The following is a 16,092-nucleotide window of genomic DNA, read 5'->3' on the forward strand; positions in this document are numbered from 1 at the left end:
ATAGCTCAAAAATATTGCAAACAGGTTTACCGCAGTAGCACGGTTTGTATTTGGTAAGGTTTAAAAGATAATGTAATCTGGCCATTGGTATGGGCCAGTGGTTTGATCGGTTCTTCCAGTGCGTTGGAGTGATACGCCTGTTCAAAGGCATGTGGCCATTGCAATGTGATGTTTTCGCGTTTGCCTGACGATTCATAGAAACGCAGCACGGTGCCTGGTCCATCCTCTGCCATTTTGACGGTATCCAGAATAACATGTTTACTATTAAAGTTAATCCAGGAGCCTGTTGCTGGACGTACAGGTGCCGCAATTGCAGTTGCATCTGCAATTGGATCAACTCCAGTCCCTGTGCTTTGCTGTACTTCTTCCCTCTGCTGTACCTGCTCTATCTGTTGCTCTTGTTGTATCTGACCCTTTTGGTTCACCTGCTGTACCGTCACCTCATGATTCAGCTCAGCTGCCTGACGTACGGTGTGTGCAGTTCTCCAGTCTCCGTCGTGCGGATATAGGGAATACGTGAATTCATGTTCTCCCAGATCGGCGGTGCGGTCAGGCCATTTGGGTGCGCGCAATAAGGACAAACGAATGGTGCTTCCCTGCACGTCGTACCCGTATTTGCAGTCATTGAGAAGGCTCACGCCGTATCCATGTTCGGATACATCTGCGAAGCGATGTCCACAGACTTCATACTGCGCTTGTTCCCAGCTTGTGTTGCGATGTGTTGGACGTTCCAGTGTACCAAATGGAATCTCAAATGTAGCCTTGGAGGTCACCACATCAATCGGGAAACCAACTTTCAGAAGTTTGTGATTTTCGTTCCAGTTCACCTGTGTTTGGAAATCAATTCGCCGTGAGTCATGATAAAAGACGATATCTTGTGTGATTTCCGATTGATGTAGCTTCCAGCGGAAACGCAGGACATCTTTCGTTGTACCCGCCAGCACCAGCTTTTTCTCCAACAGTTCCACTTCGCCAGCAATCTGTTCCTCATAACGACTGTCGATATCCCATGCATCCCATAGCGTTGGACGATCGTGGAAGAAGTGAAGCTGATTGCCTCGTTCATCCGGCTTCAACATCTCACGCTCTGCATTTTTATCCCACAGGCGGATGATCTCCCCACGTTCATTGAACTGCACATGATAAAAGGCGGTATCCCATGTATCATTAAAGGTTGGTCGTGCGGCAAGGTTGGTCATTTCCCGTACATTCGTTTCCCTTGTATTTTCCAGTACCAGCCATATCGTCTTATATCCAAACGCCGGAATGTCTGTCACGAGAATAGACATACTGCCATCCTCCTGATCCATCCGCAAGCGCTGGCCTTCTTCATCGATGCCGTAGCGATCCAAGCCATCCTGCACAGGAAGTTGAACGACTGCACTCCGTTTCCAGCCCAGGCTGTTGAATACAACATAGGCTACTGAACCTTCCGGTCCCTCTGTGTTGATACCCGTTGTCAATGCTGCAATTCCTTGACCCAGTCCGGTTCTTCCCAATTCAAATACCTGTACATATTCCTCATTCGAAGTGACGTAGGACTCCGTAATCGCCGATCCCGGTATAATATCGTGGAATTGATTCAGCAAAATTAATTTCCAGCCTTCATGAAGATTCGAACGCACTTCAGCTTCTGCATCTGCCTCCATATCTGGCAGAGCGAGTGTATTCCACAGCTCAGCTTCTCGATACAGAACCTCCGCTTTCCGGTTGTTGCGCTTATTACGCGCATGGGTCGTGTAGGTTCCCCGATGTAACTCAAGATACAGATCGCCATGCCACTTCGGAAGTACAGGTTGCTCCTTTTCAATTCCGGCAAAGAAAGCTCCAGCTGTGCTATATCGGCTCGCAGGCTGTCCAACCATCAGGTCTGCGCGATCCACATACTCCAGCATCTCGCGTGTTACGCCACCGCCGCCATCTCCGTGTCCGTATAGAAGCATATGCTCCGGATGAGCCGCTTTCTCACGGTAGGACTGCCAGTGATCATGAATGTCCTTCGGCAACGTATGCTCGTTAACACCATGATTGAGGTAAGACAGGATCGGTGTGCCGTCAATGCCCACCCAGTGGAAGAGATCGTATGGAAACACATTTGTGTCGTTCCATCCGAGCTTTGTTGTCATGAAATATTCCACATTGCCATGCTTCAAAATCTGTGGCAGGGAGGCACAGTACCCAAACGTATCCGGCAGCCATTCAATCTGTGATTTCTTGCCAAACTCCTCCATATAGAAACGCTGACCATATAACATCTGGCGAATCAGGGACTCCCCGCTTGGGATGTTCAGATCCGGCTCAACCCACATGCCGCCAACCAGTTCCCAGCGACCTTCTACAATCCGCTGCTTCACCCGCGCGTACAGCTCGGGATCATGCTCCTTCAGAAACGCATATAGTAAGGGTTGGCTCTGGGAATAAACATAGTCCGGATATTCATTCATGAGTGCATCCACGGTGGAGAAAGTACGGCTCGTTTTGCGTACCGTCTCACGTACAGGCCACAGCCAGGCAATATCAATATGGGACTGTCCCACCATATGCTCCAGACCTTCCGCGTTTCCGCCAATCTCACGCACATGATGCTTCAGATTATTCTCAATCTGGCAAATACCCTCTCCCTGCTTAATCTCTTCTGCTGACATGCCTACAAATTGATCCATCGCACGATACACCAGTTCTAAAAGGCGAACCCTCCTGAAGTCACTTTCCGGCAGCAGCACAGCCGAATCACGCACAATAATGACCGTATACATCAGACTGCGAACCGATTCATTTGGCCTAACCAGCAGGCTCATAATTGATGTGATCGGCGGCTGAATAACCCCCTGTTGATTCAACGGGTCTACAGGTTCAGGTACCGGATCAAACATCTCGATCTCCAGTTCGGGATTGGTTCCAACTTTGGATGGATCAAGCGTGACGTACGTGTGATTGCGGTCCAGACCCTGATAAGAGTGTCCATTTACCCGAAGCAAGCCTTCTCCGCCTGTCTCAAATACAAGCCCATAAGGTGTTTGCTGCCATGTAGCAGGGATTTCTAAACGTGTTCGAAAGAAATAGGTCGTTCCCTGTTTGCTCGGAAAGCGTTCGAAATTCTGGCCTTCCGGGTATTCATCCTGCTCCTCATACTGTCCTGGCACATTATAATAAGCGCGGGTAATGTCCCAGCTGCGCAGCTGTAATTGCTCCAGCCACTGATGTTCGGACAACTCGCGAATAAATCGTCTGATACGTTCCAAGGTCTTACGCCTCCCTTACGGTCAGTTCGGCCATTTGCGTATCGTTCACGCTGCTGCCGATATGAATATGGAATTGTCCCGGTTCAACGACAGGCTTCAAATCACGACCAATATACTGAAGCTGCTCGGCCCCGATGTGGAATTCCACGGTCTGTGTCTCTCCTGGCTCCAGGTTCACTTTTGCGAACCCCTTCAGTTCCTTGGCCGGACGAGTTAGTGAGCTGACCACGTCAGAGATGTACATCTGTACAACTTCTGCACCGGCATAACGGCCAGTGTTGGTCACATTAACCGATACCGAAACCATATCACCAGCTGTCATGGATGCAGCACTCAGCTTCGGTTCGCTGTACTCATATGTGGTATAACTCAGTCCGTATCCAAATGCATAACGTGGCTCTAAGTCCTCTTCGAGGTAACGCTTGCCTCGGGAACGTTTGCCGTTATAATAGATCGGTAATTGGCCGACATGCTTCGGAATGGAGATCGTTAATTTGCCTGACGGATTCACATCACCGAATAAAATATCTGCAATGGCATGACCGCCCTCTTGACCCGGATACCACGCCTCCAGAATTGCATCGGCATGTTCATCCACCCAAGGTTCAGTGATGGGACGACCATTAATGTAAACAACGATAAGTTTCTTGCCGAGCTTGTGAATCTCCTGAATGAGTTCCAACTGTACTCCGGCAAGACCCAACGTCATCCGGTCGATCCCTTCGCCGCACTCCATATCATTCCAAGAGTTATCCGACACATTGGAAGCCCCCGTCTTCAGATCAATTGTTCCTTCTCCAAAGTCACGCGCGCTGGAGCCGCCAACCACCATAATGACCGTATCTGCTTGACTGGCAACTTCGATCGCACGCTCGAATCCTTCTTTCGAATCACCTTTGATCCGGCAGCCTGGCGCATAAAGAACCTGATCTGTACTGTTGTCACCAGTCAAAGTACCAACAGAACTCTTCTCCGTTTGCCCATCCACATGATTAGCCAGCTTACTGCGAATCCCATCCAGTACCGTTGCCACTTTGGACTTCGGTTGCGGAGATGTGTAATCGCCCAGTTGATTGTAAGCCTGGTCTGCATTAGGACCAATCACGGCAATCTGGCCCACATCTGCTATCGATAGAGGTAGCGTGTCAGCCTCATTTTTGAGAAGTACAACACCTTCCGCTGCCAACTGGCGTGCCAGCTCAACATGAGCTTCACTGCCAATCACTTCTGCTGCACGATCTGCATCCACATAAGGCTGTTCGAATAAGCCCAGTCTGAACTTCAACGCCAGCACGCGAGAGGCAGCCTGATCCAGAACCTGCATATCAAGCTTGCCTTCTGCCACCGCCTGCACCAGATATTGCCCAAACATCTCACCGGACATTTCCATATCGATGCCTGCCTCAATCGCCTGTACGGAAGCTTCCATTCCATCTGCCGCAACATCATGCCCACTTGCCAGCATGTTGATTGCACCACAATCCGTAATGACCAGACCGTCAAAGCCCCAATTTTTACGCAAAACATCTTCCAACAATTCCGTATTTACCGTGCAAGGCGTGCCATCAATTTCGTTGTACGCTGGCATGATCGACGCAGCGCCAGCTTCCACCGCTTTGCGGAATGGATACAGATCCACTTCCAGCAGTTCGCGCCAGCCCATATGTACAGGCCCTGCATTACGTCCACCTTCCGAGCTACCATAACCAACAAAATGTTTCAGCGTTGCCGCTACTGTATCCCCACGGTCAAGACTTTCACCCTGAAGTCCTTCCACGGAAGCAACTGCCAGCTCTCCAATGAGAAACGGATCTTCACCAAAACATTCCTCCGTACGTCCCCAGCGCGGATCACGCACAACATCCAGTACCGGAGAATAGGTGACCGCGCCACCTTGGGCACGTGTCTCTCGTGCTACTGCCTGGCACATCTCCCGATACAAATCCACATTCCAGGTGCTCCCCAATAAAAGAGGAACTGGATAGACCGTTCCGTCAATAGCCATATGACCATGAGAGCACTCTTCCCCGATCAGAATGGGAATCCCCAGTCTGGAATGTTCTATTGCATAACGTTGAATCAGATTGACCGCCTCAGCACCTTCTCTGGCAGACAGTCCATTTTCCAGTGTAACGCCAGTCCAGGGATCTGCGCGAAGTGCACCATAGAGGGAGCCGATGCCCCCATTTTCCACTTGCTGTTTAAAGGATTCATTTAACGTGATATTCCCTTGATCATTCGTATATGTTTGCCAGCCAAATGGCTGCGTAAGTTGGCCTACCTTTTCTTCCGTGGTCATCAGGCTAAGCAGGTGTTGTACCCGTTCCTCTACGGATTGGCTTTGGTCCTTATAAGTCATCAATCTGCATCTCTCCAATCCTATAACGTGATCCGGTTATTCTTTGACCGCGCCCACCGTCAGACCCTGTACGAAATAACGCTGGAAGAACGGATAAGCGAATATAATTGGCAACGTAGCAAGCACAACCATCGCCATTCGGGACGTATCCTGCGGAATGGACTGCATGGCTGCCAGACTCATCGAACTGTTAGCAGAGTTCTGCTGGATAAACTGGATACTCGACTCGATCCGCATCAGCATGGATTGCAGCGGTACCAGATTCGGATTATCGATATATAATAACGCATTGAACCAATCATTCCAGTAACCGAGTGTACTGAACAACCCGATGGTTGCCAGTCCCGGCAAGGAAAGTGGAACCACGATTTTCATAAAGGTATAGAACTCACCAGCGCCATCAATTTTCGCCGATTCAATGACTGCATCCGGTACACTAGTCGAGTAGAATGTACGCAGAATCATAATATAGAAGGCATTCATCGCCAGCGGCAGAATCAGTGCCCATAACGTATCTTTCAATCCAAGCAGCTGGGATACGACCATATAGGTTGGAATCATCCCGCCGTTGAACAGCATGGTCAGAATTGCAAAGATGGAGAAAAATCTCCGATACCTGAAGCTCTTGCGGGAGATCGCATACGCATACAGCGACATGAGAATCAGACTGATGATGGTACCAAGTACCGTCACCAGAATGGTAACTCCATACGCCCGCAGCAGCGTGTCCCCACTCTGCCAGACAAACTGATATGCCGCGAGACTCCATTCTGCCGGAATCAGACGATACCCATCACGGGCCAGTGCTTTCTCGTCTGTAAACGAGATGATAACTACAAATATAAAAGGAAATACACAGATCAGAGCAAATAGACCGGCGATGATGTTCATGATCACGTTCCATCCGTTGGATACGTGGTGGAAGTCGCGTTTTTTAACGAGCCTTGCTTGAGCCATAGTGGTTCACTCCTTTCCCTGTCCTAGAATAGGCTGCTGTCTTTATCTACTTTGCGAACAACATAGTTGGAGATAATAACAAGCACAAAGCCCACCACGGATTGATACAATCCGGCAGCCGTACTCATGCCGATCTCACCACTAGTTTTCAAACCCCGATATACATACGTATCAATAACATTGGTCACGGAATAGAGCGTACCCGAATCCCTTGGCACCTGATAGAACAGTCCAAAGTCGGCATAGAAAATGCGGCCTACGGCCAGCAAGGTCATAATCGTGATGATGGGCGACAGCAACGGAATCGTAATATTGCGAATCTGCTGCCATTTGCTTGCTCCATCAATCATGGCTGCTTCATAGAGTGATTTATCAATCCCCAGTATGGAAGCCAGATAGACAACGCTGCTATACCCGATGGTTTTCCATAACGCTACGAATACCAGAATATACGGCCAATATTTTGCCTCAGAGTACCACTGAATCGGTTCCATCCCGAACCAGCCGATAATCTGATTCAACATCCCGCGGTCCATGCTCAAGAAGCTGAATGCGAAGTAACCAACGATAACCCAGGATAGAAAATACGGCAGAAACATGCCGGTTTGATACAGTTTGGCGAGTCGTTTATTCACTAGTTCCGAGAGCAGGATTGCCAATGCCACAGCAAACACCAGTCCCAGGAAAATAATGGCGATGTTATAAAAGAGGGTGTTGCGTGTAATGAGCCATGCGTCACTTGTGCTGAACAGGAATTTGAAATTGTCCCAGCCAACCCATTCACTCTTCATCAGACTTGCCCAGAACCCTTCACGGCTGAATCGATATTCTTTGAAAGCAGCCACCGTGCCCACAAGTGGCAAGTAGGAGAAGAAGAAGAACCAGATGGCGCCTGGCAGCACCATGAGCAGCATGACTCGGTTTCTAATCAGGTTTTTCAAAAATGTAGTCATTGTGGATATCCTCCTTCAGGCTTGAATGAAAAAGGACCGGACGCGATAAGCAGCCGCCCGATCCTTACGATGTACTGTTACTTGTTTTCCGCTCTCCAGGCATCCAGCTGGCTTTGGGCTTCAGCCATTACTTTCTCCAGTCCGGCTTGATTGAACTTCTCAATCACTTGATCCAGATTAGCTGCCGGGTCCAGTGTACCTGTCATCAGTGCTGCCCAATATTGTTCTTTCACGTTCTGCACAGCCGTCAGTTCGGCAGATACATTGCTTGCATCAAAGTTAAAGCTGAGGATCGGGGAATTGACACCTTCAGCGTTAAACTTCTTGAACTCATCCCATTTGTTATCGGGGTCATTGCTGTTCAGATGGAGCAGCATGTTGTTCCCAAGGGAGTATGAAGGCATATCGTAGTTTTTCGATTCAGGCAGATTTTCCATATGTGTGTCATCCACTTTTTTGTAGTGTGTGCCCTCAATACCGGAGTCCACCATATTACGCAGCACAGGATCTGTATTCAGCAGGTTCAGGAATTCCATTGCTTTCTCCGGATATTCCGAGTTGGCCGAGATGGCCATGATGGAACCTTGTACAGATGTATTTGTTATAATTGCTTCACTTGCAGGTGTGGAAACGACTTGATAACCGTAACTTGCAGACCATTGATTGTCCGCGAGCGGCTGAGTCTGTGCACGATCCAGGAACCAGTTACCAGATGTTGTCAGGTCGTTCGTGGAACCTGTTGTTGCCGCTTCTGCCGACACATAACCAGCCTTGTAGTATTTGTGCATCGTGGTAAGTGCTTCTTTCATTTCAGGTGTTTCCAGTATGTTTACAAGCTTATAGTCTGTTGTATCCAGCTTGATTGCCATCGGCAGATTCTGAATGACATAGTCATAAGGCACGTAAGGAACATAGTTTTTATCCATGGCAAATGGTGTTACACTTGCCTCGTTTTCCTTAATTGTTTTGAGCAGAGGCTCCAGACTGTCTAACGTACGAACGCCCGAGATATCCAGCTTGTATTTATCAACCAGCATTTGGTTAAAGCGCCATACCTCTTGTTGTGGCAGCTCTTTGTTGGCTGGAATTCCGTAATTGTGTCCATCTACCTTGGAACCGCTGAGGAATGCAGGATCAATGGTCTTGGTAAGATCCTGACCGTATTCAGCAAGCAGGTCATCCAGTTCGAGGAATGCACCTTTTCTGGCATTTTGTACATAATCAAATCCACCAGAAGAAGTGAACAGAATGTCCATTGGCTCACCGGATGCTACGTTAACCTGCATCTTCTGCGGGTAGTCACCCCAGTCAACCATCTTCATCGTTACCGTGGCATTAATTTTCTCTTTGGTATACTTGCTCACTTCTTCCATCACTTTATTGACGTCTTTCTGAGGGGTACCGATGGTATACCAGATCAACTCTACCGCGTCATCTCCAGCTCCCCCGGATTCTGAAGCATCTTTGCTTCCTCCACAGGCACTAAGAACAAGTGTAACGGCCATTAACAATGCAAGAACGAGTGAGAAGCGTTTTCTTTGTTTACTCATTTCTTTGATCCTCCCTTTTCGTGTTCCCTTAGGCTCTACTTACTAACTGCTTTAACCTTATCGAATGAAAGCATTTACAAAAAGAAGATAAACTTAAGTTTTCGAGGTACAAATTAAAGAGAAATCGTCCTTGGACAACTATTTTGTACCTGTTTAAATAAATCGCTTACATGAAAGAGACATGCCGGGTAACATATGCCATGATTTTCATCCATGCCATTCCTGCTCCCGATATGTCTCTTGGCTCTCTGTCCGCATAGTTGGATCTACCCGTCACCGAATTAACCAAACACCTTGAAATCAGTCGGTGAAATTCCCACATATTTGCGGAACTGTTTATAGAAATATCCCGTCTCCCAATACCCCACATTTCGGGCGATCTCATGTACCTTCAGATTGGAATTGCGTAGTTGCTCCTTTGCACGTTCAATCCGGTATTTGTTGATATATTCGGCAAACGTCTCCCCGGTCTCCTTATGGAACAATTGTCCCAAATACACCGGATGCAGATGATAATGGGCACCCAGCAGCTTCAGGGAAAGCTCTTCTGCGTAGTGTTTGTCGATATGCTGAAGCACCTGGTTCACAATCGGATTCTTCAGATCCTGCAATAGGGATTGGATCGTCTGCGACCCAACCTGCTGAAGTGCCCGCACGAGTTCATCAAAAGTGCCACTGTCCAGTACAAGTTGAAGCCCTTGTTGGTATATGGCAGACTCATCCGAGTGTTTGATACTCTCCAGTTCCATTTTGAAGCGAATCACAACTTCCAGTGCGGTATTTTGTAACTCCCCAGGTGTAAGCCCATCGCGATGCTGTTCAAAATCCATGCGAATCCGGTCGGCAAGTTGTTCTGTATTGCGGGACAGAATGAGTTTGGCATACTCCCTCCATTCAATGAAAAAGCTCGCCGTTGAATTTCCGCACCTTTCCAGCATGGCATGGTCGATGACTTTAAGGTCGGGATAAATCATCACATACTGGAGTGCTTTTTTGGCCTCCGCATAACTGGTCGGCGCATGGTATAACCCTTTCATCAATCTGCCTGCTCCAATGCGTGCCGCCGGATGGGTTAGGGTTATCGCATCAGATAATGCCTGAAGGCCATCCATTAGCTCCTGTTCCTCGTCACTCGTACCCTGAATATTGGCAATAATGACGATGTCTCCATCGATATCATGAAATACGTTCAAATGACGTTTGTCTCTCAGCATTTCCTCAACGCGTTCAAACATGCCAGCTGTCTGCCCTTTGTCCCGCAAGACAGCCACAGCAACGTAAGGTGCATCTAGCGAAAGGTTCATAAACTGGGCACGTTCTTCAAATTCGGTAGCTGCAATCTGTCCCGTAAGCCATCGATGAAGAATGTTATCTTTTAGAATCTGGATACCATACGCATCATCGGCTTGAGGTGATAACGTATGATCCAGCTTGGACGCCGTGTTGCTCAGCGTGGATTCCAGTTCCTCCACATTAATCGGTTTGAGCAGATAGTTTTCGATCCCCAGCTGCATGCCTTCCTTCAGATATTCGAACTCATTGAAACCACTGAGGATAATGACCTTAATCTCGGGTTGCACTCGCCTTGCTTCCCGAATCAGGTCAAGACCATTCATGAGTGGCATGGATATATCCGTGATCAGAATGTCCACAGGCTGAGTGGAGAGCGCTTGTAACGCTGCCTGCCCATTACCTGCATGGCTCACAATTTCCATACCAAATGAAGACCAATCCACAATATCGTATAAACCTTCAATGATGAATGGCTCATCGTCCACAATAAACACCTTGTACATGTTAAACACCTGTCCCTTCTGTATGTGGATAACGCACCCTGATTCGTGTTCCTTCTCCGAGGGTGCTCTCTATGGTGATACCGAACTCTGGTCCATACAGGAAGCGCAATCGACTATGGACACTGCGCAGCCCGAACATCTGACCAGACTCTTCAGGACGTTCCAGTTCTTCAAGGATTTCCGTCAGGCGTGCCGGATCAATGCCTTTGCCATTATCTTTCACTTCCACTTGCACCACATCATCTGTCTCTTCCACAACAATCGATAATCGGTTATCCGAACGTTCTGTCTGGATGCCGTGTACAACATAATTCTCAATGATAGGTTGCAGCGAAAGTTTGACCACAGGGTGCTGATAATAAGCAGCATCGATCTGGATCGTGTATATGAAAATATCCTTGTAGCGGATTCGGAATAACTCCAGATACAAGCGACAAGCTTCCATCTCATCCTTCAGCGTATAATTTTTCTTCTGCTGTACCAGGCTCTTGAACAATACGGATAGACTATAGATCATCTCGCCAACATCTCTCGCCCCTTGGGATATGGCCCTCATCCGAATCACTTCAAGCGTATTGTAGAGAAAATGAGGGTTGATGCGCGCCTGTAATGCGACCAGCTCGGTCTCCTTCTGTTTGATCTCGGCTTTGTAGACCCGTTCAATATACAGATTCAGCTCGTCCAGCATATCGTTGAAGCTATGGGAGATCTGCCCCAGTTCATCATCACGCGGATCATCAATCCGAGCCGTGAAGTTGCCGTATTTCACTTTTTGGGTGAAGCGAATAATTCGGCGGGTTCGTTTGGCAAAGTTAATAATGAAAAATGCCGGAACCAGCACAGCAAATAAAATACACACAATACTGATCGAGATGATGGTATTGCGAATGCCCGCATAGGTTTCAGCCATCTCTTCCACCGGAACGGTACCAATGACCACATAACCCTGATCCGCGGAGACAAACTTGTTCACGTACATGTTCTGCTCCTTTTTCATTGAATCCATATCCGTCTGATCAAACAGCGAATCGGCCACATTCACGTAGGGATACTTCTTCCCGTAATAATGATTGTTGGAGTCGAATAACACGGTCCCTTTCGCCGATAACACCACGATTTCTCCCTTGAGATTACTCTCGTAGTTATCCAGCGCATTACCGATTCCTTCTGAGTCAAAGAAAACAAGAAATTGGCCCAGATTCCGAAGAGTCTGTGTATTGTTAATTGGTACGCGGATGGAGTAGAGCGCAGGGTCCCATTGATTGATCTCTTTGCGAATCCAGTAATTGGGTGCACTGATATTGGGCGTTTCCATCGCCATCACGTCCGGAATATAGGAGTGAGCTACATTGGCGTCCAGCTTGCGGAACTGCTTGTGTTGATTAAAGGTAGACAGATCCTGCTGCTCGGCACTATACAACATGAGTTGATTAATCTGCGAATTGCGATCCATAATATTCTGAAAATGTTTCAACACATCGGCCGAATAGTCGTCCTGGTTGGCGTAATATCCATTGGTCATGTGCTGAACATATTCAGCGTACGAATGATTCATCAGGTACGTAATGTTGGCGGAAAGCGCCTCATTCTGATGCATGTCCCTCACCATGTTTTGCACCGATTCATACTGCTGATGAATGTATCGATCCACATGTTCCATCGCCGCTTTCTGGATCGCCAGTTCCCGGCGAATCGTGGAGTCGGACACCGACAGGAAGATGATATAAGATAACGTAATGATCGTGACAATAGATATCATCGAAAAGATCAGGAGCATTTTCATAAACATATTATTTTTGAAGAAATTATTGTAAACGCTAACAATTTTCAATTCGCATGTTCCCTCCGATGCTGTTTTCCTGACTATATAAGTTGAACTAAAGATTACTTACACTGACACTACGATGACAGAATAACCTTCCAATCCCTGTTATCCCCAGATTTTTTCGATTCTCTTTTCCCAAGGGAAAATCCAGTAATAGCGTATGCTTCCGATGCAGCTTTCTTTCAGAAAGCTTTTAGGCGAACGCTTCGCTTTTTCAGGTTTCTTCTGTCCTCTCCGTTTTCGTGTAAATGATTAGTTCGACTTATATTGAATTATATCACCAGGCTTCTGACATTAACTTGTCACCCGGAACTTTTCTTTAGTTTATATCTGTGTTTCTTTAATTTCACCCTATTTAAAAACGCTTTCATCCACTATCGTTAACCATAAGTTTAGCTTTGTGTAAAAGAATACCTTACATTCATTCCACTTGAAGGAGGAACAGCATGACACGCAAACTCAAAGCAAAAGGCATCATTCCCAAGGTCACTGCCATGGTCCTGACCACGGCTCTGCTTGGACAAGTTGTTGCATCATCCGTTTATGCCGGAGACACGCTCCCTTACACCGGTGAAAGTGCCAAAGGGGTGAATCAGCCCTATCAACACGGGTACACCTCGGCCCAGATTCTGAACTGGACACCGGAAAGTGATATCCATGGTGACCTGCTTCGTGCCCATGTTCCCTTGCAGCCCCGTAATGAAGCGTTTACTGCTACACAGGCTTATCCTGAGCTTAGTCCAGACACCCAGCTATTCACGATGAGTGGTGATTACGGCAATGCATTCTTTGATAGCACACCTTATACCAATGAATTCAGCCAGTATCTGTTTAATTATTGGCAATATACAGACTACTACAGCTATTGGCACGGCATGGCCTCTGCGGGAGTACCTGAGGAACTGTATGACCCGAGTAAAGAGTGGACGGAGAAATACTTCGAGTTTGGTATTTTGAACATTCCGAATCCGGCCTACACCAATGCAGCCCACAAAAATGGCGTTAAGTCCATTGCCAACATCTTTTTCTCGGACAATGACCGTGGACCACAGACGTACAAACAAATGCTGATCCAGGATGAAAACGGTAACTTCCCTGTGGCCGAGAAACTGGCCGAGATGGCAGAATACTACAACTACGATGGATATTTCTTCAATCAGGAAGAGGTTGCCCGGGGTGTAGCCCCTGAGGATATCCCTTCCTACAAGAAATTCATGAAATATCTAAGAGATGAAGGCCTGTACGTTCAGTGGTATGATTCCACCATCAATACAACAGGCAAAATTCAATACCAGAACCAATTCAATGGGCTCAACAGCCCCTTTGTACAGGATTCCGTTCTCGGCAGAGTCTCGGATTCCATCTTCCTGAATTATGTATGGAACCACAAGATGCTCCGCGATTCCCGTGATCATGCCCTTAGTCTGGGACTGGATCCATTGGAAACCGTATTTGCTGGTGTCGAAGGTGGACATGACAAGTTCGGCCGCTGGAAGCAATCCTATGACCTGCGCCATAACCTGGATGAGAACGGTCAACCCATGAACAGCATCGCGACATTAGGTGCCGACTTCACCCACAACGCTCTGGATGAAGAGATGGGCGATGGTAGCACCAATCATCGTGCGGAAGATGAGTACCAGTGGATGACCTTTGTACGTAATCGTGCCTGGTGGTCTGGTCCAAATCAAGACCCGACAGATGCACGTCGTAATGCGTCTGCCGATCTGTCGGATGTGTATGCTTCCGGTGCAAATTGGGATGGAATCGCTGCGTATCTGACCGAACGCTCCGTTATCAACGGCTCTAATTTTGCGACCAGCTTCAATACGGGCCACGGTCTGAAATATTATGAAGACGGCGCTGTCTCGAACGATAAAGAATGGTCGAACATCAACATTCAGGATATCCCTGTCACTTGGCAATGGTGGATGGATAGCGAAGGTGACAAGCTCAGTGTTGATTTTGACTATGGTCCCTCTTATGAGAAAGGCGCAAGGTACAACTATGACTCCATTGGCGCGTTTAATGGCGGCAGCTCTCTCGTGGTGAACGGCACACTGAACGCGGAGAACTTCCTGCGCCTGTACAAGACCGACCTGTCCGTCAACGGACAATCGAAACTGGAACTGACGTATAACAAACCGTCGACTAGTGACGCTTCCTCCCTGCATGTTGGGTTGATCTTCGAAGATGATCCATCCAACGTGGTCAATGTGGAAGTGCCTCAGTCAGGCCAGCATACTACAGGTTGGAAGACAACTTCGCTGGATTTGAGCGCCTATCAAGGAAAAACCATTGCCGCTATAGGATTATCCTTCGACCCGAACGGTAAGACAATTGAGAATTACCAGATGAATATTGGCGAGATCCGCATGTTCGACGGTTCAGCGGCTGTACCGGATGCACCGACCGGATTCCATATTGCCAAGGCACTGACCAACACCGACGAACTGGTTGTTGCATGGGACATGAAGGACTATTCAGAGGTCAAACAATACAATTTATATGAAAATGGCGCCTATGTTGGCGGCGTGTATGATTCCACTTTTTATATCAAATCGCTAAAACAGCCGTCTGGTGAACTGTCTATACGTGCTGTTGGTGCAGATGGTACCGAAAGTGAAGCAACCGTCCTGTCTTACGATCTGAATGCAGCCGTTCAGAATATGGATGTGAAATTCAAAAAGAATGGCGATGCTATTGTAAGCTGGAAAAACCCGAAGAAAGCGAAAGATACGGGCAAAGATAAAGATAAGAATACGGATAAGGATAAAAATAAAAACAATGGTAAAGGCAACGAGTCAATTCAGCTCACATTACAAACCGAATACACAAAAGAACCCTTCACCAAGTCACTTCAGGTTAAAAAAGGAAAACAGTCTGCCGTCTTGACCGGACTTCCGACCAACGGTGAGCATTACGTGCTGAACATCGCCATTGGCGGGCAGAACCCGGTAACCCATACCGGACAGCTGGCAGATCTTCAGATTACACCATACGCCAAGGAAAAGGTCACGGTAAAAGATGGAAAGTACACATTAGCCCTCCCGGATCTGGAGGACTGGTATAAGATCTATGTATATGAAAATGGGGTGGCACGCGAGTTCGGAGTCACTTACGTATCGCAAAAATTCCCGTATATCATTCGGGGAAGAACAAAGCTGAGTGAACTGACCTTCACGCCATCGTCCAGCAACAGCTCATTGAAGCTGGTCATTGAAGATTATGCGGGTAACCAGGCTACTACGATTTTGAGGTAACACTACAAGGTATTTTCGCGCCCGCCTGCATAACAAAAAAGAAACGTACAGCCCTTCACTTCCCAAAGGAAGTTGAAGGGCTGTATTGGTTGATCTCGAGTATGTTAGCGACTGAGATTTAACGCATGAGTTTACCAAAGTTGCCGT

At 47.6% G+C, this 16,092-nt stretch carries 8 protein-coding genes; 1 reads left to right on the plus strand and 7 read right to left on the minus strand.

The annotated features are described in order from the left end of the window. Positions 1-26: 26 nt before the first annotated feature. From MHB43_RS26675 to MHB43_RS26705, 7 genes are all read right to left on the minus strand, one after another. The gene (locus MHB43_RS26675) at positions 27-3,242 is read right to left on the minus strand and encodes an alpha-mannosidase (RefSeq protein ID WP_405130795.1); all 3,216 of its coding nucleotides are present in this window, start codon (positions 3,240-3,242) and stop codon (positions 27-29) included. Positions 3,243-3,246: 4 nt separating this feature from the next. Beyond that, positions 3,247-5,601 carry a glycoside hydrolase family 3 N-terminal domain-containing protein gene (locus tag MHB43_RS26680; RefSeq protein WP_405132473.1) on the minus strand — a complete coding sequence of 785 codons (2,355 nt, stop codon included), beginning with the start codon at positions 5,599-5,601 and terminating at the stop codon, positions 3,247-3,249. A gap of 36 nt (positions 5,602-5,637) precedes the next feature. Continuing rightward, a complete protein-coding gene (locus MHB43_RS26685) occupies positions 5,638-6,558 on the minus strand; it encodes a carbohydrate ABC transporter permease (protein WP_221821009.1) in 921 nt (306 codons plus the stop codon). A gap of 23 nt (positions 6,559-6,581) precedes the next feature. Beyond that, positions 6,582-7,511, minus strand: coding sequence for a sugar ABC transporter permease (locus tag MHB43_RS26690; protein WP_036605780.1), 930 nt, complete (start codon positions 7,509-7,511; stop codon positions 6,582-6,584). A gap of 77 nt (positions 7,512-7,588) precedes the next feature. Continuing rightward, entirely contained in the window at positions 7,589-9,061 is a 1,473-nt protein-coding gene (locus MHB43_RS26695; protein ID WP_405130796.1) for an ABC transporter substrate-binding protein, read from the minus strand. A gap of 281 nt (positions 9,062-9,342) precedes the next feature. Further along, positions 9,343-10,857 (minus strand): response regulator, encoded by a 1,515-nt coding sequence (locus MHB43_RS26700; protein ID WP_405130797.1) that lies wholly within the window; start codon positions 10,855-10,857, stop codon positions 9,343-9,345. A 1-nt stretch (position 10,858) separates the two neighbouring features. Next, on the minus strand, positions 10,859-12,688 hold the full coding sequence (locus MHB43_RS26705) for a histidine kinase (RefSeq protein WP_169480610.1): 1,830 nt from the start codon (positions 12,686-12,688) through the stop codon (positions 10,859-10,861). Positions 12,689-13,128: 440 nt separating this feature from the next. Here MHB43_RS26705 and MHB43_RS26710 point away from each other — a divergent pair, with 440 nt between their 5' ends. Then, on the plus strand, positions 13,129-15,945 hold the full coding sequence (locus tag MHB43_RS26710) for an endo-beta-N-acetylglucosaminidase (RefSeq protein ID WP_405130798.1): 2,817 nt from the start codon (positions 13,129-13,131) through the stop codon (positions 15,943-15,945). The last annotated feature ends 147 nt before the right edge of the window (positions 15,946-16,092 follow it).

It is taken from the genome of Paenibacillus sp. FSL H8-0317 (assembly GCF_045040685.1).
In the GTDB taxonomy this organism is placed as follows: domain Bacteria; phylum Bacillota; class Bacilli; order Paenibacillales; family Paenibacillaceae; genus Paenibacillus.

Excerpts from the sequence above, each read along its gene's own strand:
- MHB43_RS26710 (WP_405130798.1), top strand. The coding sequence starts at position 13,129 with ATGACACGCAAACTCAAAGCAAAAGGCATCATTCCCAAGGTCACTGCC.
- MHB43_RS26685 (WP_221821009.1), bottom strand. The coding sequence starts at position 6,558 with ATGGCTCAAGCAAGGCTCGTTAAAAAACGCGACTTCCACCACGTATCC.
- MHB43_RS26690 (WP_036605780.1), bottom strand. The coding sequence starts at position 7,511 with ATGACTACATTTTTGAAAAACCTGATTAGAAACCGAGTCATGCTGCTC.
- MHB43_RS26695 (WP_405130796.1), bottom strand. The coding sequence starts at position 9,061 with ATGAGTAAACAAAGAAAACGCTTCTCACTCGTTCTTGCATTGTTAATG.
- MHB43_RS26680 (WP_405132473.1), bottom strand. The coding sequence starts at position 5,601 with ATGACTTATAAGGACCAAAGCCAATCCGTAGAGGAACGGGTACAACAC.
- MHB43_RS26700 (WP_405130797.1), bottom strand. The coding sequence starts at position 10,857 with ATGTACAAGGTGTTTATTGTGGACGATGAGCCATTCATCATTGAAGGT.